Raw genomic sequence first — 26,782 nt, forward strand, 5'->3', positions numbered from 1 at the left:
GCAGTCCTCTAGTTGACCTGGTCGGCGATGCGCTGGGGCACCGGAATCTGGATTTCCAGCAGTTGCTGGGCGAAGGCTTTGCCTTGCGGGTCGATCCGCAGGCTGGCCACGCCACCACCGCCGAGGGCGTTCTCCAGTAGAAAATTCAGGCTGTGGGTGCCCGGCAAATACCAGCGCTCCACACGCCCGTGAACGGGGTCGAGGACGTGGCTCATCCAGTCGACCATGACCTCCGGCGTCAGCGCTTCGGCGATCCAGGGCAGGTACTCGGGCGCGCGGGCTATGACGCCGATGTTACTGTGATTGCCCTTGTCGCCCGAGCGCGCGACCGCGAGTCTGATCAGGGCCACGCTGGCATCGGCGCGGTCGCTGGGCTGCGGTGGGTCGAACGGGACAGGCAAGTCATCCGGGTCGAGCACATCGACGGTGGGCAGGGCGCAGGGGTGGCGCCGGCCGTTGAAATCAATGTCCAGCGTGCAGGCGGTTTTGTCGATAAGGAAGGAGAACAGCCGGATCAGCGGATACACCGTTGGCCGCCCGCCGACGATCCCGGTCAGCCCCGGCGCCATGCCGGTTGCAGCCTGGGCGATTTCCCGGGAGAACACGATCAAGGCCTGTTTGCTCGGGTGACGCACAGCGAGTTTGATCACCACTTCGCGGCTGTCCGTGCGCTGGCCGTGGGGGCCGTAGGTGGCCTCGCTGCCGAGCAGTTCAATGTTCACTTCGCTGTAGGGCGCCCAGCCGCGTTGGCGGAAAATATCCGAGGTTTTGTTGATGATCGCTTCACTGACCCGTCGCGCCTTGTCCACCGCATCGATGCCCGCCATCAAACAACTGGCGGTGCAGCGGAAACCGTCCGGGTACGTCGCGCTGACCTTGTACTGATCGGTCGGCGGCAAGCCCTTCGCGCCATGCACCTGAACCGCGTTTTTGCCCTGTTGCTGAAGTTTGACCTGAGTGAAATCGCAGACCACATCCGGCAGCAGGTAAGCCCGTGGATCGCCGATTTCATAAAGCATCTGCTCGCCGACGGTCAGTGGCGTGACCAGACCGCCGGAGCCTTCCGGTTTGCTGACGATGAACTGGCTGTCGGCGCTGACCTCGACGATGGGGAAGCCGATGTGCTCGTAGTCGGGCACTTCGCGCCAGTCGGTGAAGTTACCGCCGGTGCATTGGGCGCCGCATTCGATGATGTGACCGGCCAGGGCGGCTTGGGCGAGTTTGTCGTAGTCGTGCCAGGACCAGCCGAATTCATGTACCAGTGCCGCGCTGACCACGGCGCTGTCGACCACGCGGCCGGTGATGACGATGTCCGCACCCAGACGCAAAGCCTCGACGATGCCTGGCGCGCCGAGGTAGGCGTTGGTCGATACGCACAGGGGCGGTAACGGTGCGCCGCAGAACATTTCATGGAGGCCGAGGCTGCTCAGCTGCTTGAATTGCGGTTGCAGGTCATCGCCCAGCAACACGGCGATTTTCAGCGCAACACCGGCCTTGTCGCAGGCGGCTTGCAGGGCGGCGGCGCAGGCGAGTGGATTGACGCCGCCAGCGTTGCTGATGACACGAATCTTCTGTTCGGCAAGTTGCCCCAGCAGTGGGCTGAGGACTTCGATGAAGTCCCCCGCATAGCCTGCCTGCGGGTCTTTCATCCGTGCGCCGGCCATGATCGACATGGTTATTTCGGCCAGATAGTCGAAGACCAGGTAGTCCAGGCGTCCACCTTCCACCAGTTGCGCGGCAGCGGTCGAGGTGTCGCCCCAGAAGGCGCTGGCGCAGCCGATGCGAATCGTTTTAGGCACAGTCAACTGCATAGCCACCTCCCAGTGAAGTGAATCGAGACTACCAAGCAAGCGCTTGGTTTGTAAACGCCTGAAATATCTTCTGCCCGAGCGCTTGCTTGGTGGTCGTCGCCAGCTTAAATTGCCCGCGCAACCCCGTTGTTTTAGCGGCAAGCGGCGTATTTGATTGATCGACTGTAGGAGAGAACGGGTGGACGAGCAAAAAGCCCTGAGGGTCATGCGCGAATTGGTCGACAACGGCCAATTGACCGACCCGGACAGCGCCCGCGGCAAACTGCTGCAAGTGGCGGCTCACCTGTTCCGCAACAAAGGTTATGAACGCACCACGGTGCGCGATCTGGCGGGCGCCGTGGGCATCCAGTCAGGCAGCATTTTTCATCACTTCAAAAGCAAGGACGAAATCCTTCGCGCCGTGATGGAAGAGACCATCCGCTACAACACTGCATTGATGCGGGCGGCCCTGGCCGAATCCAGCAACGTCCGCGAGCGAGTGCTGGCGCTGATTCGTTGCGAATTGCAGTCGATCATGGGTGGCAGCGGCGAGGCCATGGCGGTGCTGGTGTATGAATGGCGCTCGTTGTCCGAAGACGGGCAGGCGCAGGTATTGGCACTGCGTGATATTTATGAGGAACTCTGGCTGCAGGTGTTGGGTGAAGCCAAAGAGGCGGGTTTCATTCGCGGCGATGTGTTCATCACGCGGCGTTTCCTGACGGGCGCGTTGTCGTGGACCACCACCTGGTTTCGCGCTGACGGCAGCATGAGCCTCGATCAATTGGCCGAGGAAGCCTTGATTCTCGTACTGGAAGAAAAACAATAAGGTTGTGCCAATCTAGGGAAACTGGCTAAGTGGCCGAAACCGCCTAGCTTGAATGCATTGATGCGTATTTTTTTGGGGAGTGGGTTGTTTTGATGTCTTCGCCAATCAGGACGGCTTCGCGGCTTTTGCTGGCGTCGCTTGCGGCGCTTTGGGTATTGCCGTCCCACGCTGCACAACTGGTGCGAGTGGGGGCAGCGCATTTTCCGCCCTACACTATTCGCCCGGAAACCGGTGTCGATACCGGCCTGCTGCCTCAGTTGGTCGAGGCGTTGAATCGCCAGCAAAGCGATTATCAGTTTGTCCTCGTGCCCACTTCCATTCCCCGGCGCTTTGGAGATTTCAAGCAGGGCCGGGTCGACATGGCGATTTTCGAAAACCCGGATTGGGGCTGGCAGGAGATTCCCCACACCAGCGTCGACATGGGGCTTGAAGACGCCGAGATTTTCGTCGCGCAACGCCTGCCGGATCGACAGCAGAACTATTTTGTCGACCTCACTGGCAAGCGCCTGGCCTTGTTCAGCGGCTATCACTACGAATTCGCCAACTTCAATGCCGACCCGAAATTCCTCGCGCAAAACTACAACGCGACGCTGACCTATTCCCACGACAGCAACTTGCTGATGGTGCTGCGCGGGCGTGCCGACATTGCACTGGTGACGCGCTCGTACCTGAGCGACTACCTGCTGCGTAACGAAAAAGTCGCCGATCAACTGCTGGTGTCCCAGCGCATCGATCAGGTCTATCACCACTACGCGATCCTCCGTCCCTCCGGGCCGATCACTGGCGAAGCGTTCGGCAAATTGCTGCAGGGGTTACGCGACAACGGCCAGATGCTGAAGATTTTCGATCCGTACAAAATCGCTGTAGTGCCGGTGCCGCGAAACTGATATCGCGCCACAGTATTTGCGCACTTGTCTTAAATTTCCGGGCCCTGCTCACGTCACATCGTTGAACTGTCGACGATTGACGTGAGCCCGACCCATGCCCGATTTGAATGACCTCACTGCACTGGCCCTGCCAGCCGAAGGGCCGCTTGTAGCGGATGAAAGCGAAAACCGCTTGCACCTCAGCCTGAAAGGGCAGCCGTTGATCCAGCTGCGCCTGATCCGTGAGCCCGAGTTGCAGGTGCAAGTGGAAGAGCATTTTGGCCAACCGCTCGGACATAGCATCCGGGCGGCGTGTTATTGGCTGTTTGCTCGTGATCCCGCTTGCCAGCGCCTGACCTGGCAACTCAATGAAATCCCCATCGATGCACTGCTCAGCGGATTGCTGGTTCCCACCGAAATCGCCGGCCAGTATCACTGTTTGCGCACCCTGTTCTGGCAAATACCTCAGCCATGGCTGGGTGAATTGCTGGTCGTCAGTTATCCGCAGCATAAGGTCATCAGCAACGGCAAGCGTCATCCGCTGCGCCCACCGAAGCCGCGGGGGGAAGTCTATCGGCGCTTTGACGCGCGCCTCGGAGCCTGGATTTCCCTGCGCACGGTGGACATTGAATTGGACCTGGAGCGTTTCAATCGCTGGCAGAACAGCCCGCGCGTGGCGAGTTTCTGGCAGGAGGAGGGCAGTCTCGAGCAACATCGAGACTACCTGGAAAAACTGGCGGCGGACCCGCACACGTCGACCCTGATCGGCTGTTTTGATGATCAGCCGTTTGCCTACTTCGAAGCGTATTGGGCCAAGGAAGATCGCATCGCGCCATTCTATGACGTCGATGATTACGACCGTGGCATCCACATGCTGGTGGGTGAGGAAAACCACCGGGGGCCGCACAAAGTGGCGAGCTGGTTATCGGCGCTGGTGCATTACCTGTTTCTAGACGACCTGCGCACGCAACGGGTGGTGGCCGAGCCTCGTGCGGATAACGCGAAGATGATCGGGCACATGCAGGGGCAGGGTTTTTACTGCGAGAAAGAATTCGACTTCCCGCACAAGCGGGCGGCGTTGATGGTGGTGGGACGGGAGCGGTTTTTTGATCGGTGCCGGTTGGCTTGATGTTTATGACTCAAGACCTGTATTGGTCTTGAGCCTGCTCGCGATGGGGGCACCACAGAATCCAGATCTTAACGACGAGCAAAAGTATCCGCCCGACTCCCCGACACCTTGCGGCAATGCACCAGCGCATCACGAATCATGAAGTTCACCAGGGTCGGCGATACGCCGAGTTCCTTGGCGATATCCTTCTGCGGCACCCCGTGCAAGCGGTACATCTCGAAGGCGTAACGGGTGCGGCTCGGCAGCTCCGTCAGTGCATCGGCAATGTGCTCAAGGGTAGAGAAGTTGATGTGCGAGGTTTCGGGTGAAGCGCCTTGGATCACCACGTTCAGACCTTCCTCTTCAGGGCCGGAATACTTCTGCTCCAGCGCCTGCTTGCGGTAGTGGTCGATCGCCAGGTTGCGCACGATCTGGAACAGGTAGCTGAGCTGAGCCTTGAACGATGACGTGATCGCCGGTGCTGATTGCAGCCGGAAAAATGCATCCTGCACCACGTCTTCGGCGCGTGACCGGCAACCGGTGATGCGGGCTGCAATCTTGACCAGAATCAGTCGATTGTCGACGAAGGCCTGAAGTAGCGGTGAATCGCACCTGCTTGTGGATACTTGTTCCGTCATGGAAATCACCCTGCTGCCAATAGGTTGGTGGGACGGCACGAAACCGGTGCCGCCCGACACGTCGAGCGACAAATTAAGTTGAATGATAATGATTGTCAATTGAGAAAGAGAAGTAATGCGCTTCGGTGGTGCAAAGTGCGAACTGCTGCACGCCGACGTCCTCGCTTGCACCCTCCATCCGTGCTGGCTATCCGGCCTGTCGACTAATTATTTGCAGATGTCATCCGTTCTCATTGGTTAGAAAACCGATTCCACTTGCAAGCCGAAATCAGGCAGGAAACCTCATGACCGACGCGTTCGAAATCCCAAGCACACTGGTCCAAGCCCTACAGCGCCGCGCGGCCCTGACGCCGGATCGGGTGGCCTTGCGTTTTCTTGCCGAAACCCCGGATCAGGCGGTAGTCCTCAGTTATCGCGAACTGGATCAGCGCGCGCGAACCATTGCATGTGCGTTGCAAGCCGAGGGGGCGTTTGGCGATCGCGCGGTCCTGTTGTTTCCCAGTGGTCCGGATTACGTCGCCGCGTTTTTCGGCTGCCTGTATGCAGGCGTGATCGCGGTGCCGGCCTATCCGCCGGAGTCTGCCAAGCGTCATCATCTGGAACGCCTGCTGTCGATCATCGGCGATGCCCAACCGCGTTTGCTGCTGACCAGCGCCGATCTGTGCGACGCGTTGCGGCAGATCGAAGGCGCGCCGCCGCTGCTCTGCGTCGACACTCTCAATGTTGAACTGGCGGATCGTTGGGTCGAACCAAACCTCGAAGGCAACCACATCGCCTTCCTGCAATACACCTCCGGTTCCACCGCGGTGCCCAAAGGCGTACAAGTCAGCCACGGTAATCTGGTGGCCAACGAAGTGCTGATTCGCCACGGCTTTGGCATTGATCTGAACCCTGATGACGTGATCGTCAGCTGGCTGCCGCTGTACCATGACATGGGCTTGATCGGCGGTCTGTTGCAGCCGATTTTCAGCGGCGTGCCGTGCGTGTTGATGTCGCCGGCGTACTTCCTCGGCCGGCCGCTGCGCTGGCTGGAAGCGATCAGCGAGTACGGCGGCACCATCAGCGGCGGACCGGATTTTGCCTACCGGCTGTGCAGCGAGCGGGTCGGCGAATCGGCGTTGGAACGGCTCGACCTGAGCGGCTGGCGTGTGGCGTACTCCGGGTCCGAACCGATTCGTCTCGACACCCTGGAACGCTTCGCCGAGAAGTTCGCCACGTGCGGATTTACCCCGGACAGTTTCATGGCGTCCTACGGCTTGGCCGAAGCGACGCTGTTCGTGGCCGGCAGCCCCCGGGGCCAGGGCATTGGCAACCTGCGCGTAGACGATCAAGCCCTGGCGCAAAACCGCGCCGAATCGGGCGAGGGCAGCGCGATCATGAGTTGTGGCATCAGCCAGCCGGATCACGCAGTGCTGATTGTCGATCCGGTTGCGCTCACTGAACTGGCCGAGAATGTTGTCGGTGAAGTCTGGGCCGCCGGGCCGAGTATCGCCCTCGGCTATTGGCGCAACCCCGAGGCCAGCGCCAAGACCTTCGTCCAGCACAACGGCCAGACCTGGTTGCGCACCGGCGACCTGGGGTTTATGCGCGACGGCGAACTGTTCATCACCGGGCGCTTGAAGGACCTGCTGATCGTTCGTGGGCACAACCTCTATCCGCAGGACATCGAGCAGACTATCGAGCGTGAAGTGGAGGTGGTGCGCAAAGGTCGCGTCGCGGCATTCGCGGTCAATATCGACGGTCAGGAAGGCATTGGTGTCGCCGCCGAAATCAGCCGCAGCGTGCAGAAAATCCTGGCGCCCGAAGCGCTGATCAAAGCCATCCGCCAAGTCGTGGCCGAAGCGTATCAAGAAGCGCCGAGCGTGGTGGTGCTGCTCAATCCGGGGGCGCTGCCCAAGACGTCGAGCGGCAAGTTGCAGCGCTCGGCGTGCCGCCATCGTCTGGCGGAGGGCAGTCTCGACAGCTATGCGCTGTTTCCGTCAGCGGCCACCGAGCGTGAAGCAAACACCGAGTCCGGGTCTGAGCTGCAATCCCTGATCGGCCAGATCTGGTGCGAACAATTGCAGGTCAAACAGATCCATGCGGACGACCACTTCTTCCTGCTTGGCGGCAACTCCATCGCCGCCACCCAGGTGGTCGCGCGTCTGCGGGAAGTACTCGGCCTGGAGCTGAACCTGCGTCTGTTGTTCGAAGCACCGACCCTCGGCGCATTCGCCAGCGCTGTGGCTCAGCAACAACAGGATGGCGGCCTGGCCCAAGGCGCGATCACCCCGTTGTCGCGCACCGACGCAATGCCGCAATCCCTGGCGCAAAACCGCCTGTGGATCACCTGGCAACTCGATCCGCACAGCAGCGCCTACAACATTCCCGGTGCGTTGCGTTTGCGCGGCGAGCTGGATGGAGACGCGTTGCGCGCCAGCTTCCAGCAACTGATCGAGCGCCACGAATCCCTGCGCACGCGGTTCTTCGAGCGTGACGGCGTTGCGCTGCAACAGGTGGATGCCGCTGCCGGGTTCAACCTGCAATTGATCGACATCAGCGACCTGCCGGCCGCCGAGCGTGAAGCTCGCGCCGAGCAAATCCGTGAGGACGAAGCGCGTACTCAGTTCGATCTGGAGAAAGGTCCGCTGTTGTGGGGGACGCTGGTGCGCCTCGACGATGAAGATCACCAGTTGCTGCTGACGATGCACCACATCATCGCCGACGGTTGGTCGCTGAACCTGTTGATCGACGAGTTCTCGCGCCTGTACGCCGCAGCTTCCCAGGGACAACAAGCAACACTTCCCGCCTTGCCGACGCAGTACGCCGACTACGGCAGCTGGCAGCGCCAATGGTTGGCGCAAGGGGAGGGTGAGCGCCAACTGGCGTACTGGAAAGCGCGGTTGGGCGATGAGCATCCGACGCTCAACCTGGCCACCGACCACCCGAGTTCGGCACAGCACACTCGCAGCGCGGCGCGGCATTCCGTCAAGCTGGACGCAACCTTGAGCGACGCCATTCGCCGGACCGCACAGGCGCATGACTCAACCCCGTTCATGCTATTGCTCGCCGGGTTCCAGACCCTGTTGCACCGCTACAGCGGCCAGCGCGACATCCGCATCGGCGTGCCGAATGCCAACCGTCCACGCCTTGAAACGCAAGGGCTGATCGGCTTCTTCATCAACACCCAGGTGCTGCGTGCCGAAGTGGATTCGCGACAGCCTTTTGTTGAGCTGCTGGCGCAAACCCGTCAGCACGCATTGGGCGCCCAGGCGCATCAGGACCTGCCGTTCGAACAACTGCTCGAAGCGTACCCGCAAGCCCGCGAACAAGGTCTGTTCCAGGTCATGTTCAACCACCAGCAACGGGACTTGAGCGCACTGCGCCGGCTGCCGGGATTGCTCGTCGAAGAGTTGCCGTGGCACAGCCGCGAAGCCAAGTTCGACCTGCAACTGCACAGCGAGGAAGATCAAAAGGGTCGCCTCAGCCTGTCCTTCGATTACGCCAGCGAACGGTTCGAGGCATCGACCATCACCCGTCTGGCCGAACACTTCAGCAACCTGTTGCACGCCATTTGCGAACAACCCGACACCGCCATCGGCAACCTGCCGCTGCTGACCTCAAGTGAGCACGATCAGCAAACTGCCTGGAGCGCGGCGCCTTGCACGCCGGCCAGCCAATGGCTGCCGCAACGGCTCAACGAGCAGGCGAAACTGACACCGGAACGCACCGCCCTGGTGTGGGACGGTGGCGCCATGGACTTCGCCGACCTGCACAGCCGCGCCAACCGCCTCGCGCATTACCTGCGCGACAAAGGTGTCGGCCCGGACGTGTGCGTGGCCATCGCTGCCGAGCGTTCGCCGCAATTGCTGATCGGCCTGCTGGCGATCATCAAGGCTGGTGGCGCGTATGTGCCACTGGACCCGGACTATCCGACCGAACGCCTGGCCTACATGCTCGGCGACAGCGGCGTCGAGTTGCTGCTGACCCAGACCGGGTTGCTTGAACGTCTGCCGGCCACCGAGGGTGTCAGCGTGATTGCCATGGACGCGCTCAACCTCGACTGTTGGCCGAACCATGCGCCGGGGCTGCATTTGCAGGGCGACAACCTCGCCTACGTGATCTACACCTCGGGTTCCACCGGTCAGCCGAAGGGCGTCGGCAACACTCACGCGGCGCTGGCCGAGCGACTGCAATGGATGCAAGACACTTATCGCCTGAATGACACCGACGTGCTGATGCAAAAGGCGCCGATCAGTTTCGACGTGTCGGTGTGGGAGTGCTTCTGGCCGCTGATCACCGGCGCCCGTTTGCTGATGGTCGACCCCGGTGAACACCGCGATCCGCATCGCATTGCACAGTTGGTTCAGCAGTACGGCGTGACCACGCTGCACTTCGTACCGCCGCTGCTTTCGTTGTTTATCGACGAATCGCTCACCGCTGAGTGCACCAGCCTGCGCCGCGTATTCTCCGGCGGCGAAGCCTTGCCGGCCGAACTGCGCAACCGTGTGCTGGAACAATTGCCCGCCGTGCAACTGCACAACCGTTATGGCCCGACCGAGACCGCGATCAACGTCACCCACTGGCAGTGCACCACGGCCGATGGCGAGTGTTCGCCGATTGGCCGTCCGTTGGGCAACGTCATCTGCCGCGTGCTCGACAGCGACCTCAACCCCGTACCGGCCGGCGTACCCGGCGAACTGTGCATCAGCGGCATCGGGCTGGCGCGTGGTTATCTGGGGCGTCCGGGCCTGACTGCCGAACGCTTTGTCGTTGATCCGCTGGGCGAGCCGGGCGCACGTCTGTACCGCACCGGCGACCGAGCGCGCTGGACTGCTGACGGCGTGATCGAATACCTCGGTCGTCTCGATCAGCAGGTCAAATTGCGCGGCTTCCGTGTCGAACCGCAAGAGATTGAAGCGCGGTTGCTGGCGCAGGAGGGCGTTGCACAAGCCGTGGTGCTGGTGCGCGAGACGGCAGTCGGCGGGCAGTTGATCGGCTACTACACCGCCACACAAACCAGCGAAACCGAAGACGCCCAGGCCTCACGCCTGATCACCGCGCTGGCCGCCGAGCTGCCGGAATACATGGTCCCGGCGCAGCTGATGCGTCTGGAGCAAATGCCCCTGAGCCCGAGCGGCAAGCTCGACCGTCGCGCCTTGCCCGAGCCGCAATGGCACGTGTGCGAACACGTCGAACCGGTCACGGCGCTGGAGCAACAGATCGCCGGTATCTGGCGCGAAGTGCTGGGCCAGACGCAAATCGGTCTGCGTGACGACTTCTTTGCCCTCGGCGGTCACTCGTTGCTGGCCACACAAATCATTTCCCGCACCCGCCAGGCCTGCGACGTCGAATTGCCGCTGCGTGCGTTGTTCGAGAACCGTGAACTGGGCGCATTCGCCGAGCAGGTTCGGCTGATTCAGGTCAGCGGCCAGACCAACGAGCAACCGCCGATCGAGCAGGTCGACCGCAGCCAACCGGTGCCGCTGTCCTATTCCCAGCAACGCATGTGGTTCCTCTGGCAGATGGAACCGGACAGCCCGGCGTACAACGTCGGTGGCATGGCGCGGCTGCGTGGCGTACTCGATGTCGGGCGTTTCGAAGCGGCGCTGCAAGCGTTGATCATGCGCCACGAAACCCTGCGCACCACGTTCCCTAGCGTCGACGGCGTGGCCCGGCAACAGGTGCATGGGCAAGCCGGAATGCGCATGGGCTGGAAGGATTTTTCCGCACTGGCGGGCGATGTCCGCGAGCAGCGCGTCCAGCAACTGGCTGACGACGAGGCGCATACGCCGTTCGATCTGGAAACCGGCCCGCTGCTGCGTGCCTGCCTGGTCAAGACTGCCGGGCACGAACATTACCTGGTGCTGACCCTGCATCACATCGTTACCGAAGGCTGGGCGATGGACATCTTTGCCCGGGAATTGAGCGCGCTCTACGAAGCTTTCGTCGATGACCGCGAATCACCACTGGCGCCGCTGCCGGTGCAATACCTCGATTACAGCGTGTGGCAACGCCAGTGGCTTGAGGCCGGCGAGCGTCAGCGCCAACTCGACTACTGGACTGCACAACTGGGCCGTGAACATCCACTGCTGGAACTGCCGGCGGACCGTCCACGCCCACCGGTGCAAAGCCACCGGGGCGAACTGTTCCGTTTCGACCTGAGCGATGACCTGGCGGCGCGCGTTCGGGCCTTCAATGCGCAAAACGGTCTGACCCTGTTCATGACCATGACCGCCGCGCTCGCCGTGCTGCTTTATCGCTACAGCGGCCAGACTGATCTGCGCATCGGTGCGCCGGTGGCCAACCGGATTCGTCCGGAAAGCGAAGGGCTGATCGGTGCGTTCCTCAACACCCAAGTGCTGCGTTGCCGACTCGACGGGCAGATGTCCGTTGGTGAATTGTTTGAGCAGGTGCGCCACACCGTGATCGAAGGCCAGTCCCATCAGGACCTGCCGTTCGACCACTTGGTGGAAGCGTTGCAGCCACCGCGCAGCGCCGCTTACAACCCGTTGTTCCAGGTGATGTGCAACGTGCAGCGCTGGGAATTCCAGCAGAGCCGCACCCTGGCCGGCATGACCGTCGAGTACCTGGCCAACGATGCGCGGGCGACCAAGTTCGACCTCAACCTGGAAGTTACCGACCTCGATCATCGCCTCGGTTGCTGCCTGACCTACAGCACTGATCTGTTCGATGAACCGCGCATCGCGCGCATGGCCGGGCATTGGCGCAATCTGCTGGACGCATTGCTGACCGATCCGAAACAGCGCCTCAGTGAACTGACGTTGCTGGACACCCGCGAACAACAAGCATTGCTCGATAGCCTTGGCGTCGAACCGGGTGAGCATCGCCTCGACCAGTGCATTCATCATCTGTTCAGCGAGCAGGCGCTGGTGCGCAAGGAGGCGCCGGCCCTGACCTTTGCCGGGCAGACCCTGAGCTATGCCGAACTCGACAGCCGCGCCAATCAACTGGCCTGGATGCTTCGCGAGCGTGGTGTTGGTCCGCAGGTGCGCGTCGGCCTGGCGCTTGAGCGTTCGTTGGAGATGGTCATCGGTTTGCTGGCGATTCTCAAGGCCGGAGGTGCCTATGTGCCGCTGGACCCGGAATATCCGCTCGACCGTTTGCATTACATGATCGAGGACAGCGGCATCGGCTTGCTCATCAGCGATGCGGCAATGTTCGAATCCCTCGGTGTGTTGCCAGCAACGGTGGCACGCTGGTGCCTGGAAGAGGAAACGGCCGGGCTGGTCAATTCCCCGACCAGCGAGTTGCCGTTTATCAGTCTGCCGCAACATCAGGCGTACCTGATTTACACCTCCGGTTCCACCGGAAAACCGAAAGGCGTGGTGGTGTCTCACGGTGAGATCGCGATGCACTGCCAGGCGGTGGTCGAACGCTTCGGCATGCGTCCGGACGATTGCGAGCTGCATTTTTACTCGATCAACTTCGATGCCGCGACCGAGCGTTTGCTGGTGCCGTTGCTGTGCGGCGCGCAAGTGGTGTTGCGTGCGCAGGGGCAGTGGGATGCGCAAGAAATCTGCGGCTTGATTCGTCAACATCACATCAACATTCTTGGCTTCACCCCCAGCTACGGCAGCCAGTTGGCGCAATGGCTGGCGACCCGGGGCGAAACCCTGCCGGTGCGCATGTGCATCACCGGCGGCGAGGCCCTGACCGGTGAACACCTGTCGCGGATTCGTGCGGCGTTCAAACCGAGTCTGTTTTTCAATGCTTACGGCCCGACCGAAACCGTGGTCATGCCGCTGGCCAGTCTTGCGCCCGAACAGCTGGAAGAAGGCTTGGGCAGTGTGCCGATTGGTCGCGTGATCGGCGCGCGGGTGGCTTACATTCTTGACGCCGATCTGGCGTTGGTGCCACAAGGCGCTACCGGCGAGTTGTATGTCGGCGGCGCCGGTCTGGCGCAGGGTTATCACCAGCGTCCGGGCATGACCGCCGAACGCTTTGTGGCTGATCCGTTCGCCAACAATGGCGGACGCCTGTACCGCACCGGCGACCTGGTACGTCAGCGTGCCGATGGGTTGGTGGAGTACCTCGGGCGTATCGACCATCAAGTGAAGATTCGCGGTTTCCGCATCGAGTTGGGCGAGATCGAGGCTCGTCTGCTGGAACATGAATCCATCCGTGAAGCCGTGGTGCTGGCCCTCGACGCACCGAGCGGCAAGCAACTGGTGGGCTATCTGGTCACCGAGGTGGCCGAGCAGGACGAAGCGCAACAAGCCGCACTGCGCGACGCCCTCAAGTCGCACCTCAAATTCCAACTGCCGGATTACATGGTGCCCACGCACCTGGTCCTGCTGGCCAGCATGCCGCTGACCGCCAACGGCAAACTCGACCGCCGCGCCTTGCCGGCACCGGACCCGGAACTGAACCGTCAGCAGTACGTGGCGCCGAGCAATGCGCTGGAACTGACCTTGGCCGCGATCTGGTGCGAAGTGTTGAACGTCGCGCAGGTCGGCCTCAACGACAACTTCTTCGAACTGGGCGGCGATTCGATTCTGTCGATCCAGGTGGTCAGCCGGGCGCGGCAGCAGGGCATTCATTTCAGTCCGCGTGACCTGTTCCAGCACCAGACCGTACAAACCCTGGCCACCGTGGCCACCTGCACCGAGCAGGTCACCGCCGAGCAGGGACTGCTCACCGGCGAATCGCGTCTGACGCCGATACAGCATTGGTTCTTCGATACCGACATCCCCGAGCGCCAACACTGGAATCAGGCGTTACTGCTGGAACCGACCGTGACGCTGGAGCCTCATCTTCTTGAGCAATCGCTGCTGGCGGTGATCGAACAGCATGACGCCTTGCGCCTGCGCTTCACCCAAGCCGGTGCGCAATGGCGCGCCGAGTACCAACCGCTGTCCGATGTCCCCGTGCTGTGGCAGCTACGTGTTTCGTCGATGGACCCCTGCACCGCGCTGTTCGCCGATGCCCAGCGCAGTCTTGATCTCCAAGAAGGTCCGCTGCTGCGTGCGCTGCTGGTCGATGGGCCTGAGGGACATCAACGGCTGTTCATCGCCATTCACCACCTGGTGGTCGACGGCGTTTCGTGGCGCGTGCTGCTGGAGGATCTGCAAACGGTTTACCGGCTACTGGACGCACAGCAGTCGGTCAACCTGCCGGCGAAAACCAGTGCGTTCAAGGACTGGGCGGCGCGTTTGCAGGTGTACGCCGGCAGCGAATCCCTGCGTGAAGAGTTGAGCTGGTGGCAGTCGCAACTGGCTGGCCCAAGCGTTGTATTGCCCTGCGAGCATCCTCAGGGCGGCCAGCAGAATCGTCATGCGCATACCGTCAGTGTGCGCCTTGATAGCGAGCGCACCCGGCAATTGCTGCAACAGGCGCCGAGCGCTTACCGCACGCAGGTCAACGACCTGCTGCTGACGGCACTGGCACGCGTGATGTGCCGCCGGAGCGGCGACGAATCGACGCTGATTCAACTGGAAGGTCACGGCCGCGAAACCCTGTTCGACGAGATCGACCTGACCCGCACCGTGGGCTGGTTCACCAGCGCCTATCCCCTGCGACTGACGCCGATGGGCGGGCAGGGCGACTCGATCAAGGCGATCAAGGAACAACTGCGCGCCGTACCGCACAAGGGTTTGGGGTATGGCGTCTTGCGATATCTGGCCGACGACCTCTGCCGACAGGCAATGGCCGCACTGCCGGCAGCGCCGATCACGTTCAACTACCTCGGTCAGTTCGACCAGAGCTTTGGCGCGGATGCCTTGTTCCGCCCGCTGGATGAAGCAGTCGGCGCGGCCCACAATCCGCACGCGCCGCTGCCCAATGAGCTGAGCGTCGACAGTCAGGTCTACGGTGGTGAACTGGTGCTGCGCTGGACCTTCAGTGCCGAACGCCACGATCCGCAAGCAATCACCGACCTGGCCAACGCTTATCTTGGCGAGCTGCGAAGCCTGATCGAGCATTGCTTGCAGGAGGATGCCGGCGGCCTGACGCCGTCGGATTTCCCGCTGGCCAGACTGACTCAGCCACAGCTCGATGCCCTGCCGGTTCCGGCCGCCATGATCGAAGACGTCTACCCGTTGACCCCGATGCAGGAGGGCATGCTGCTGCACACCTTGCTCGAGCCGGGCACCGGCCTTTACTACATGCAGGATCGCTACCGCATCAACAGCGCACTCGATCCGCAGCGTTTCGCCCAGGCCTGGCAAGCGGTGATCGCCCGCCACGAAGCCCTGCGAGCATCGTTCTGCTGGAACGTCGGCGAAGACATGCTGCAAGTGATCCACAAACCCGGCAGCACGCCAATCGAGATCCTCGACTGGACGGAAATTGCCGAAGCCGAGCAAGAGCCGAAACTGCAAGCGCTGCTCAAAAGCGAGCGTGAAGCCGGGTTCGATCTGCTCAATCAGGCACCTTTCCACCTGCGCTTGATCAAGGTCGGCGCGGCGCGTTACTGGTTCATGATGAGCAACCACCACATCCTGATCGATGCCTGGTGCCGCTCGCTGCTGATGAACGATTTCTTCGAAATCTACACCGCCCTCGGCGAAGGCCGGGAAGCGCAACTGGTCGTGCCACCGCGTTACCGCGACTACATCGGCTGGCTGCAACGCCAGAGCCTGGCCGAGGCGCGGCAGTGGTGGAAAACCAACCTGCAAGGCTTCGAATGCACCACGCCGATCCCGAGTGATCGACCGTTCCTGCGCGAACACGCCGGCGACAGCGGCGGCATGATCGTCGGCGACCGCTATACGCGGCTCGATGCCCGTGACGGTGCGCAATTGCGTGAACTGGCGCAGGCGCATCAGCTGACCATCAACACCTTTGCCCAGGCGGCGTGGGCGCTGGTGCTGCGCCGCTTGAGCGGTGATCGCGACGTGCTGTTCGGCGTCACCGTGGCCGGACGCCCGGTGGACATGCCGCAGATGCAACGCACCGTGGGGCTGTTCATCAACAGCATTGCGTTGCGGGTGAAAATACCCGAAGACGGTCAGCGTTGCAGCGTGCGCCAATGGCTCAGCGGTTTGCTCGACAGCAATATGCAGCTGCGCGAGTACGAATACCTGCCGCTGGTGAGCATTCAGGAAAACAGCGAGTTGCCCAAGGGCCAACCGCTGTTCGACAGCCTGTTCGTGTTCGAAAACGCCCCGGTGGAAGTCTCGGTGCTGGACCGTGCACAGAGCCTCAATGCCACGTCGGATTCGGGCCGTACCCACACCAACTTCCCGCTGACGGCGGTCTGCTATCCGGGGGATGACCTGGGGCTGCACCTGTCTTATGACCAGCGTTATTTCGACGAATCGACCGTCGAGTGCATGCTCGGCGAGTTCAAGCGTTTGCTGCTGGCGCTGGTCGACGGTTTCCATGGCGACATGGCCGACTTGCCTTTGCTGGGCGCCGAGGAGCAGGACTTCCTGATCCACGGCTGCAACCAGAGCGAGCACGACTACCCACTGGAACAGAGCTATGTTGCGTTGTTCGAAGCGCAGGTCGCCCGGCATCCGCAGCGGATTGCCGCCAGTTGCCTGGATCAGCGACACAGTTATGTCGAACTGAATCAGCGCAGCAACCGCCTCGGTCATGCGTTGATCGCGGCCAGGGTCGGGCTGGATCAACCGGTGGCGCTGCTGGCTGAACGTAACCTCGATCTGCTCGGCATGATCATCGGCAGCTTCAAGGCGGGCGCGGGTTATCTGCCGCTGGACCCGGGGCTGCCAAGTCAGCGTCTGAGCCGGATCATCGACCTGAGCCGCACGCCGTTGCTGGTGTGCACTCAGGCCTGTCGCGAACAGGCGCTGGCATTGCTGGACGAGTTCGGTTGCGCCCAGCGGCCTAAGCTGTTGGTCTGGGAAGAGGTGCAGGCGAGCGCTGCATCGGTGGCGAATCCGGGTGTTTACAGCGGCCCGGACAACCTCGCCTATGTGATCTACACCTCCGGCTCCACCGGTTTGCCCAAAGGCGTGATGGTCGAGCAGCGCGGCATGCTCAATAACCAGTTGAGCAAGGTGCCTTTCCTGAACCTGAGCGATGCCGATGTGATCGCCCAGACCGCCTCGCAAAGCTTCGATATTTCGGTCTGGCAATTCCTCGCCGCACCGTTGTTCGGTGCGCGGGTGGACATCGTGCCGAACACCATCGCCCATGATCCACAGGGCCTGTTGGCCCATGTGTCGACACAAGGCATCACCGTGCTGGAAAGCGTGCCGTCGCTGATCCAGAGCATGCTCGCCCAGCAACGCATGGGCCTCGACGGCTTGCGCTGGATGCTGCCGACCGGTGAAGCGATGCCACCGGAGCTGGCGCATCAATGGCTGCAGCGCTACCCGGAGATCGGGCTGGTGAATGCCTATGGCCCGGCGGAATGCTCGGATGACGTGGCATTCTTCCGTGTCGACCTGGCCTCGACACGCGGCAGCTATTTGCCGATTGGTACACCCACCGACAACAACCGTTTGTACCTGCTCGATGGCGCGCTGGAACTGGTGCCGTTGGGCGCGGTGGGCGAGTTGTGCGTGGCCGGTACGGGTGTCGGTCGCGGCTATGTGAGTGATCCGTTGCGCACCGCGCAGGTGTTTGTGCCGAACCCGTTCGGCGCGCCGGGGGATCGGTTATATCGCACGGGCGACCTGGCCCGTCGTCGCAGTGACGGGGTGCTGGAGTACGTCGGGCGTATCGACCATCAAGTGAAGATTCGCGGATACCGCATCGAACTGGGGGAAATCGAAGCGCGCCTGCACGAACAGCCGGAGGTCCGCGAAGCGGCGGTGGGGGTGCAGGAAGGGGTGAACGGTAAACATCTGGTCGGTTATTTGGTCGCGGCTGAATCAGCCTTGAGTCCCAGCGAACGATTGGAGCGGATCAAGCAACGCCTGCGCGCCGAATTGCCGGAATACATGGTGCCGTTGCACTGGTTGTGGCTGGATCGCATGCCGCTCAACGCCAACGGCAAACTCGATCGCAAGGCGCTGCCGGCGCTGGAGATCGGCCAGTTGCAGAGCCAGGATTATCGGGCGCCGCGCAATGATCTGGAGCAGACGCTGACGGACATTTGGGTTGAGGTGTTGAAAGTCGAGAAGGTCGGTGTGCGCGACAACTTCTTTGAATTGGGTGGGCATTCGTTGCTGGCGACACAGATTGCTTCGCGGGTGCAGAAAGCGCTGCAAAGGGATGTGCCGTTGCGAGCGATGTTCGAGTGCAGCACGGTGGTGGAGTTGGCTGAATACATTGATGGATTGGCGGCGAATGACATCACCGAGGAGAAGGTGGATCGGCTGAATGACTTGATGGCGGAGTTGGAAGGGTCCTGATTCTTTAGTGTCTGGCAAGGCCTTATCGCAGGCAAGCCAGCGCCCACATTTGATCTGTGTTTGCAGAACCAATGTGGGAGAGAGCTTACTCGCGGTGGGGCCGGTACAGACACTTAGAGTGTTGACTATGGGTCCACCGCAGCACAGTCTCCCCACTCCAGTTTTCACCAAGGAAACAGTCAATGCCCTTCGCAACGATCGACGGCCAACCCCTCCATTATCTGGATCAAGGCACCGGGCCGGCGGTCCTGCTGGCCGGCAGTTACCTGTGGGACCAGGCCATGTGGGCCCCGCAGATTGCTGCCCTGTCACCGCACTACCGGGTGATCGCCTTGGACCTGTGGGGCCACGGCGAATCCGGCCCGCTGCCCGCAGGCACGCAAACGCTGGACGACATTGCGCGCCAGGCCTTGGCGCTGCTTGATCATCTGGACATCGATCGCGTCACGCTGGTTGGCCTGTCGGTCGGTGGCATGTGGGGCGCACGGCTGGCGCTGTCCGCACCGCGGCGAATCAACGGTCTGGTGCTGATGGACACCTACCTCGGGGTCGAGCCGGAACCGACTCGCCAATACTATTTTTCGTTGTTCAAACAGATTGAAGACACCGGCGTGATCTCGGCGCCGTTGCTCGACATCGTGGTGCCGATTTTCTTCCGTCCGGGCATCGATCCGCAGTCGGCGCTGTATCAGGACTTCCGCGCCAAACTGGCTGCGCTGCCGCCCGAGCGTCTGCGTGACAGCGTGGTGCCGATGGGGCGAATTACGTTTGCGCGTGATGATCTGTTGCCGCGTCTGGGGGCGTTGAATCCCGAAACCACGCTGGTGCTGTGTGGCGATCAGGACAAGCCGCGGCCGCCGTCGGAAGCGAAGGAAATGGCTGGGTTGATTGGGTGTCCGTCAGTTTTGGTGCCGGAGGCGGGGCACATCTCCAGTCTGGAGAATCCCGGGTTTGTCACTGAGGTGCTGGAGAAGTTTTTGGCTGAGAGAAATTAGTTGATCTTGCTGGCCCCTTCGCGAGCAGGCTCGCTCCCACAGGGTGAATGCGATCACCTGTGGGAGCGAGCCTGCTCGCGAAGGGGCCGGTAAGGCTTACCTGGGCCCCAGAATCTTCGCCAACTTGTCCGGCGAAGGCGCCCCTTGCTGCTGTTGCAGCTCACCCTTGTCATCCATATAGAAAATCGCCGGCGTCGCCTGCAACTCCAGGTCTTCCATCAATTGCATGTTCGCCGCCAGCTTCAGCTGAATCGCCGGCGGCACTTCCTTGAGGGCCTTGAGCGAACTTTCCTTGCCCGCCTTTTCGTGTTCTTCCAGCGCTTTGCTCGGGTCCTTGGCCGCCAGCAATGCCGCCGATTTGCCCGGGCTGTCTTCGCGAATGATCCCGACCATGATGTGGCGCAATTGCACCTTCCCGGACTTCACCCACGGCCGCGCCTGCTCCCAGAACACATTGCAGTAAGGGCAGTTCGGATCGCTGAACAGGTACACGACACGCGGGGCATCTTTTTTGCCGTCGCCAATCCAGTTACTGGCTTCCATCTTGGCCCAGACTTCCTTGGACATCGGTGCGTAGACCAGTTTCTGCAACGGCGCCGTGGTCAGGTCATTGCCGTCGGCATCGTAGAGGTTGCCGAGCAGCACGTGCTTGCCATCCGGGGTCAGGTACAGCGCCATGCCACGGTTCTGGTATTGCGCCGCGTAACCGCGCAAGCCGTCGGGGGCATCGAACTGGCCGACGATTTTCGCACCCTTGGCTTCGATCTTCTTGATCGCTTCAGGCAGTTCTTCGGCGGCCTGCACCGAGGGCAGGTGCAGCAGGGCGGCGCCCAGGGTCAGCGTCAACAGGTGGCGGAGGCGGGGCATGGCAGTTTCCTTGAAGAAGTGGACGGTGCGGCAGAAGTAGGGCTGTCGAAGTTTTCCAGGGCGCGAGCCAGGCTGGCTTCCGAGAGTTCGCCCAAGTGGCTGCCCAACAGGCGACCGTCATTGCTATAGAACAGCGTAGTCGGCAATGCCATGGAACCCACGGCCTGACCCAATCGACCACCGCCATCGAACAGCACGTTGGTCAGGCTCAGGCCTTGGGTTTCGAGAAAGGTGGCGACGCTTTGCATGCTTTCGGCCTGATTGACGAACAGGAACGTCAGGTCCGGGCGGTGTTGCTGGGCGTTTTCCAGTACCGGCATTTCCCGACGGCACGGTGGGCACCAGGTGGCCCAAAGGTTGATCACCAGCGGCCCCCCCTGGTAATCGGCCAGTTGCACGGTTTCACCGGCGGCATTTCGCAAGCTGATTTCCGGCAGGCGTGTGCCTTGCTCGTAAATGCTCAAGGAGACGGTCGCCAGCAGCCAGAACGCCAGGCCGCTGCCCACGCCGAATCCCAGAGGGCGGCGCAAACCCGGACGACGCCAGCCGCGATACAGCGTGGCCAGCAGCAGCACTATCACCCCCGGCCAGGCCAGAAAACCACCGTCACGCAAGTCGATGATCTGCCATGGATCGTTGCGATAGTGCGTCCAGTAAACGGCGACGAAACTGACACGGGCCGCCAGCATTCCCATCAGGAACAGGCTGAACAGCACCGACTCGGGGTTCTCGCCACCCCGTTTGGCCACCCGCCAGCCGACAAACGTCGCCAGTGCCAAGGCACTGATCAGCAGCAGATGGTTAAGCGCGATGGCGAAGGTGCCGAGGGTAAAGGTCAGCATTAACGGGCGTCTCGGGTAGTGGTCCAGCGTTGCAGGAAGGTATCGGCATCGACCTCGCCGGTGATGCGCTGGCTGCGACGCTCTTCGCCGTCGGTGCCGATCCACAGAAAACTCGGTGGCCCCGGCACTTTATAACGGCCAAGCAGTTCGCGGCTGGCGGCATTGTCGGCGGTGACGTCCAGCCGGAGCAAGCGCACATCGCTCAACGCTTCCATCACATGGGGTTTGCCGAACACCTGTTTTTCCATGACTTTGCACGACACACACCAGTCGGCGTAGTAGTCCAGCAATACCCATTGGCCCTGGGCCTGGGCGGCGTCCAGTTCCTGTTGCAGCGCTTGCGCACTGTTGATCGTAGTGAACGCGTCATGGCCGGTCGGGCGAGCGGCATGACCGGAAGAAGCTGAGGCGCTGTAGACCTGCAACGGTTTGAGCCAATCATCACTGCCCCCGGCGGCGCCAATCATCAGCAGACCGCCCCACATCCCTAGCAACAGCGCACTGGCGCCGAACAGATGGGCGACGCGGCCGAAACCTTCCGACTGTTTCCAGGCACTGTAGGCGGCGATCAGCAGCAAGGCGCCGCACAAACCGATCCATAGCGATTGATCCAGCACCGGGCGCAACATCAGCAGCGCGGTGGCGAGGAACAGGAAACCGAATATGCCTTTGAGCAGGTTCATCCAGGCGCCGGGTTTGGGCAGGAAGCGATTGCCCACGGTTACCAGCAACAACAGCGGCACACCGATGCCGATGCCCATGGCAAACAGAATCAGTCCGCCATTTAGCGCATTGCCGCTTTGCGCGATGTAGAGCAGGGCGCCGGCCAATGGCGCGGTCATGCAGGGGCCGACCAGCAACCCTGACAAGGCCCCGAGCACACCGGCCCCGGTCAGGCTGCCGCCACGCTGATTGCGCGAAACATTTTCCAGCCGGTCCCGCACCGCCACCGGCAGTTGCAGCTCGAAGAAACCGAACATCGGCAACGCCAGCAGGACAAATATCGCCGCAAAGCTGCCCAGCAGCCACGGGTTCTGCAACAACGCCTGAAGGTTCGCCCCGAGCAGCGCGGCCAGCACGCCCATCGCCGCATACACCAGCGCCATGCTCACCACGTAGCTGGTCGCCAGCGCAAAGCCGCGTTTGGGTGTGGCGCCGCTGCCGACGATCAACCCGGCCAGAATCGGCAGCATCGGCAACGAGCACGGCGTAAAGGCTAACAACAGCCCAAGGCCGAAGAACACCAGCAAACTCCAGCCCAGCGCCCGTTGTTGCAGGCCGCTGGCCAGGGCTTGATCCGGTGCTTCGTTGGTTGTGCCTGCAATGCTGCCGCCCAAGTCCACGACCTGAGTCTGCGGCGGATAGCACAAACCAGCATCGGCACAGCCCTGGAAGCCCACCTTGATCTGACCGGTGGCGCCCGCTGGAATCTTCAGCTCAAGACCTTGGCGATACACCTGTTGTTCGCCGAAGAATTCATCACTGTGCGCTTCGCCTTCGGGCAACTGCGGGCGCTGCTCCGGGGGCAATGCGTCGAATTTAAGGCGTTTCTGGTAAAGGTAATAACCGTCGGTAATTTGCCAGAAGAGCTGAGTTTCGCCTGATTCAAGGCGCTCGGAGGTCAAGACAAAGGCCTTTTCCACGGGCAGGAATTCAGGGTTGGTATCGAACGGATTGGTCCCTGCCTGGGCCACACCCGAGATCAAGAGAACAAAAAAAAGAAACAGTTGACGCATGGGTAGGCCTTATCCCTGTGCAAGTGAGATGCACAATGGGAGACGGCGATTAACCGATGATTAACCGCCGCCGGTGCTGCCGGCTGAGCTGATCAGAGGGCAGCCGCTACTGTTCAGGTCATCAGTTGCGCAGCAGGCCTGGCCAGGACTGGTTGTCTACTGCGTGGGGGCCGGACACCAGGCGGTTTTGCGGGATGTTATAGATCAGGTACTGATTGCGGGTCAGAAAAACATAGAAAGTGTTGTCGGCAAAGGTTCGATCGTTTTGCGCCGCCGTAATAATGCGGTCTTTGTAAAGCGCCAGACCTGGCCACGTGGATTCTGTGATGGGCTCGAGTCTTATCGTTTGAATGGGGGTGTCAACAGGGTTAAAGAGGTTGTCGTCATATTTGTCGTCTGCGTAGTCACGCCGAGGGGCGCGGGGCACCTCATCCCAGTCAAGGTAAAGAGAGTTTCCGTCATTCATGATGAATCGGAACAATGAACTACGGTTGACTTGCCACCATGTCCCCGCAACGATCCGGTCAAAGTAAGGCAGCAACAGACGCCATTTGGAAGAACGGACGGTGCTTGTTTGCAGGACCGAATCAGTGTCCTGATTGTAGGCGCAGACCATGGGCGTATCGCCGTCATAATAGAATAACCACAGAATATCCAGGTCAGACGTATCCATCGGCTTATCCAGTGTCAGCCCAGTCGTGGCAAAGCCAAATCGCAGGTTTTTGACGTGGTTATCGAATGTTCCCCAACTTCCTCTTACGGGGGCAGGGTATCCGGCAGGAACTTCCTGGTCGCCGATATTGAAGCGAGCGTAAGTGTCGGTATCTTTGAAGAAGAAATAAATTCTGTCTTTTCCTGCGCGCCAATCGACGGCAATACACTGTTCGAGTGTTGGCATGATCTGAATCCTTTCAGTCAAGTTAAAGTGGCTTTAAATAGAGGGGTAATATCTTTCGAAGTGTTTTTTTCGATGCCTGATTCCCGCATCACAATATCGTGAGTCAACCAGTTCTCTTAAGTGTTTTATGAGGCTATTTGTGTCTGTTTAAAAATCTGCCGTTTTTATAAAAAAGCCTGATGTAAATCGGTACGATGGCCAGCCAAAGCCGTCGCTTCTCGTCAGCGACATGCCTTGCCATAATTGCGGCTTAATCCTCAACTGCTTCACTGGCTTTTTTTGCTCCGGGAGCTCCCATGCATGTACTGGTTTGCGAAGACGATGAGCTGATCGCCAGCGGCATTGTTGCCGGGCTGACCGCGCAAGGCTTGACCGTCGAGCACGTCGCCACCGCGTCGTCTGCGCGCGCGATGCTCAAGGTTGCTGAATTCGATGTCATGGTGCTCGACCTCGGCCTTCCCGACGAGGACGGGCTGAAGCTGTTGCAGCAACTGCGTCACAACGGTCTGGAGATTCCGGTGCTGATTCTCACCGCGCGTGATTCAGTGACGGATCGGGTCGACGGCTTGCAAGCCGGCGCCGATGATTACCTACTCAAACCGTTCGACCTGCGCGAACTGGCTGCGCGTCTGCACACGTTGCTGCGCCGGGTGGCGGGGCGCAGCGTCAATCTGATCGAACACGGTGCGCTGACCTACGACCCCAGCAGCCGCGAAACCCTGCTCGGCGGTCAACCGGTGGACCTGTCGCGTCGCGAGCAGGCGTTGTTGCAAGCCTTGCTGCATAACCGCGGGCGCGTGCTCTCCACCGAGCAACTCAAGGACAGCGTCTACGGTTTCAATGACGAACTGGAAAGCAACGCCCTCAACGTTCACATCCATCACCTGCGGCGTAAACTCGGTAACGGCATCGTCGAAACCGTGCGCGGCCTGGGCTATCGCCTGGGGCCGGCTGATGGCGGAGAATCCTCGAAGTGATGAGCCTGCGTTTGCGCCTGAGCCTGACCCTCGGCGCCGCTTTTGCCTTGATCTGGGCTCTGGCGGCAGCCTGGATGCTCAGCGACCTGCGTAATCAAATGATGTTTTCCCTCGACCAGCGGCTGGTGGCTTCAGCGCGCATGGTCGCCGGCTTGATGGAACAATTGCCCGCGTTGCCGACCAAGGGCGAGGGCACCCATTTCAGCGCTGAACAATTGAATGTCCCCGGCGGCATGGCCTGTCAGGTCAGTTCATTGCGTGGCGAAATCCTCGCCCGCAGTCACACCGATCCGCAGCAAACCCTGGAAGCCGAGAAAATGGGCTTTCACGACCAAATGATCGACGGCGCACCGTGGCGCAGTTTCACCCTGGCGCGGGGCGATCTGCGCATCACCACCGCCGACCGGCAAATCGAGCGCGAGGCGTTGAACATGTCGATCCTGCTGGCCGCATCGGTGCCGGTGGGTGTGGCGTTGCTCGGCTGTCTGTGCCTGTTGTGGCTGGGCATCGGCCAAGGGCTGGCGCCGCTCAACCGGATGCGCGATGCGCTGATGCGACGCAGCGCCGATTCCCTCGAACCGTTGCAGATACAGCCGTTGCCTAGTGAGCTGCAACCGCTGTTGGACACGCAGAATCAGCTGTTCCAGCGCATCGGCAAGACCATCGAACGTGAACGACGTCTGACCGGCGATGCGGCGCACGAACTGCGCAGCCCGTTGACCGCGATCAAGACCCACCTGCAAGTGGCGCGCATGACTGACGGCGCGGCGCGGGATCAATCCCTGGCCCGCGCCGAAGAGGGCGCCGACCGCATGCACCGGACCCTTGAGCAATTGCTGTTGCTGGCGCGGGTCGAGGGCAGCCTGTCGTTCGACGACGGCGTACAGTGCAGCGCTGAACAAGTGGCGAAACTGGCGATTCAGGACGCCGCCAGTGGGGACAGGCAGCGCATCAAGCTGCAGATGCCGAACACGTTCTCCAGTGCTCCGGTGCAAATGCCCGCCGTGTTGTCGATTGCCGCGTTACGTAACCTGCTGGACAACGCCTTGCGCCATACGCCCGGCGATGGCGCCGTGGAATTGAGCCTGGAAACCACCGGCAATCGCGCGCGTTTTCTGGTTCGCGACCATGGACCGGGGATTGCCGAAGACGATCTGCAACACTTGACCCAACGCTTCTGGCGCAATGGCCAGAGCACCGGTTGCGGGTTGGGGCTGGCGATTGTTCAGGCGATTGTCCAGCGCTGCGGCTGCACGTTGCGGTTCGACAGCCGACCGGATGGGTTGCGGGTTGAACTGACCATGCCCCTGCAAACAATCTAACTCATACCCCCAAACCCTGTGGGAGCGAGCAAGCTCTCACAGGGGATCTGTGTTGCACATCAAATGTAACTTCTCTTCATTGGCTTTTTGACGGCCGCCAGAGCTATCGTCCCCGGCAGCTTTTTTCTCAATGGATTGAGGTAACAGCGCCATGGAAGCATCGGTTCACATCTGTAAGGCAAACTCCGCCGACGCGGGCATCATCAGCCGTATCGTCGAGCGCTCCATTCGGGTGGGCTGTGCGCTGGACCACCGCAATGACCCGCGCACCGTCGCCACCTGGGTCCAGAACAAAACCATCGGCCACGTCCAGCCCTGGCTGGCTGACCAGCGGTTGTACCTCAACATCGCCCTGTTGCATGACAAACCGGTTGGCGTCGCGATGGCCAGTATCAGCGGCAAGGTCGCGTTCTGTTATGTGCAGCCGGAATGGTTCCGCCGCGGTGTCGGGCAAGCGCTGGTGCGCGACCTTGAAGGCTGGTTGATCGAGCACGATGTGCACCTGGCACGACTCAACAGCACCCGAACCGGCGAGGCCTTTTACCGGCATCTGGGTTACCAGGCCTGCGCTGAAACCTTCACGGTGGCCGGGCTTGAGGCGGTTCCCATGCACAAAGCGTTGTCGACGCTCTAAATCCTTGAGCCCCTG

Annotated in this window: 14 protein-coding genes; 8 read left to right on the top strand and 6 right to left on the bottom strand. The window is 61.3% G+C overall.

Translation table 11 applies throughout. From position 1 onward, the window contains the following. Positions 1-8: 8 nt before the first annotated feature. Positions 9-1,799 (bottom strand): acyclic terpene utilization AtuA family protein, encoded by a 1,791-nt coding sequence (locus tag J2X66_RS23545; protein ID WP_310269314.1) that lies wholly within the window; start codon positions 1,797-1,799, stop codon positions 9-11. A gap of 190 nt (positions 1,800-1,989) precedes the next feature. On the opposite strand from J2X66_RS23545, the gene J2X66_RS23550 reads away from it, so the two are divergent. The 3 genes from J2X66_RS23550 (at position 1,990) to J2X66_RS23560 (ending at position 4,611) form a co-directional block, all read left to right on the top strand. After that, positions 1,990-2,616: a TetR/AcrR family transcriptional regulator gene (locus J2X66_RS23550; RefSeq protein WP_027925767.1), complete on the top strand. Its 627-nt coding sequence runs from the start codon at positions 1,990-1,992 to the stop codon at positions 2,614-2,616. Positions 2,617-2,708: 92 nt separating this feature from the next. Then, complete coding sequence (locus J2X66_RS23555) at positions 2,709-3,503, top strand: transporter substrate-binding domain-containing protein (RefSeq protein ID WP_310269155.1); 795 nt, start codon at positions 2,709-2,711, stop codon at positions 3,501-3,503. A 94-nt stretch (positions 3,504-3,597) separates the two neighbouring features. Then, a complete protein-coding gene (locus J2X66_RS23560) occupies positions 3,598-4,611 on the top strand; it encodes a GNAT family N-acetyltransferase (protein ID WP_310269157.1) in 1,014 nt (337 codons plus the stop codon). Between the two features lie 68 nt (positions 4,612-4,679). Here J2X66_RS23560 and J2X66_RS23565 read toward each other — a convergent pair whose 3' ends face one another. After that, positions 4,680-5,228, bottom strand: coding sequence for an RNA polymerase factor sigma-70 (locus J2X66_RS23565; RefSeq protein WP_027925770.1), 549 nt, complete (start codon positions 5,226-5,228; stop codon positions 4,680-4,682). A 284-nt stretch (positions 5,229-5,512) separates the two neighbouring features. Here J2X66_RS23565 and J2X66_RS23570 point away from each other — a divergent pair, with 284 nt between their 5' ends. Together J2X66_RS23570 and J2X66_RS23575 are read left to right on the top strand one after the other, a co-directional pair. Then, on the top strand, positions 5,513-18,496 hold the full coding sequence (locus J2X66_RS23570) for a non-ribosomal peptide synthetase (RefSeq protein WP_310269159.1): 12,984 nt from the start codon (positions 5,513-5,515) through the stop codon (positions 18,494-18,496). Between the two features lie 182 nt (positions 18,497-18,678). Continuing rightward, positions 18,679-19,491 carry an alpha/beta fold hydrolase gene (locus tag J2X66_RS23575; protein ID WP_310269161.1) on the top strand — a complete coding sequence of 271 codons (813 nt, stop codon included), beginning with the start codon at positions 18,679-18,681 and terminating at the stop codon, positions 19,489-19,491. A gap of 96 nt (positions 19,492-19,587) precedes the next feature. Here J2X66_RS23575 and dsbG read toward each other — a convergent pair whose 3' ends face one another. From dsbG to J2X66_RS23595, 4 genes are all read right to left on the bottom strand, one after another. Further along, on the bottom strand, positions 19,588-20,358 hold the full coding sequence (gene dsbG / locus J2X66_RS23580) for a thiol:disulfide interchange protein DsbG (RefSeq protein WP_310269163.1): 771 nt from the start codon (positions 20,356-20,358) through the stop codon (positions 19,588-19,590). Further along, positions 20,334-21,200 (bottom strand): TlpA disulfide reductase family protein, encoded by an 867-nt coding sequence (locus J2X66_RS23585; RefSeq protein ID WP_310269166.1) that lies wholly within the window; start codon positions 21,198-21,200, stop codon positions 20,334-20,336. Before J2X66_RS23585 ends, dsbG begins: the two co-directional genes overlap by 25 nt. Further along, entirely contained in the window at positions 21,200-22,936 is a 1,737-nt protein-coding gene (dsbD, locus tag J2X66_RS23590; RefSeq protein WP_310269169.1) for a protein-disulfide reductase DsbD, read from the bottom strand. Before dsbD ends, J2X66_RS23585 begins: the two co-directional genes overlap by 1 nt. Before the next feature lie 121 nt (positions 22,937-23,057). Further along, on the bottom strand, positions 23,058-23,834 hold the full coding sequence (locus J2X66_RS23595) for a hypothetical protein (protein WP_310269172.1): 777 nt from the start codon (positions 23,832-23,834) through the stop codon (positions 23,058-23,060). Positions 23,835-24,130: 296 nt separating this feature from the next. Here J2X66_RS23595 and J2X66_RS23600 point away from each other — a divergent pair, with 296 nt between their 5' ends. The 3 genes from J2X66_RS23600 (at position 24,131) to J2X66_RS23610 (ending at position 26,767) form a co-directional block, all read left to right on the top strand. Continuing rightward, positions 24,131-24,811 (top strand): response regulator, encoded by a 681-nt coding sequence (locus tag J2X66_RS23600; RefSeq protein WP_140671008.1) that lies wholly within the window; start codon positions 24,131-24,133, stop codon positions 24,809-24,811. Beyond that, on the top strand, positions 24,808-26,133 hold the full coding sequence (locus J2X66_RS23605) for an ATP-binding protein (protein WP_027925778.1): 1,326 nt from the start codon (positions 24,808-24,810) through the stop codon (positions 26,131-26,133). Before J2X66_RS23600 ends, J2X66_RS23605 begins: the two co-directional genes overlap by 4 nt. Before the next feature lie 151 nt (positions 26,134-26,284). Next, a complete protein-coding gene (locus J2X66_RS23610) occupies positions 26,285-26,767 on the top strand; it encodes a GNAT family N-acetyltransferase (protein WP_310269181.1) in 483 nt (160 codons plus the stop codon). The last annotated feature ends 15 nt before the right edge of the window (positions 26,768-26,782 follow it).

It is taken from the genome of Pseudomonas sp. 3296 (assembly GCF_031456615.1).
Taxonomy (GTDB): Bacteria; Pseudomonadota; Gammaproteobacteria; order Pseudomonadales; family Pseudomonadaceae; genus Aquipseudomonas; species Aquipseudomonas mucoides.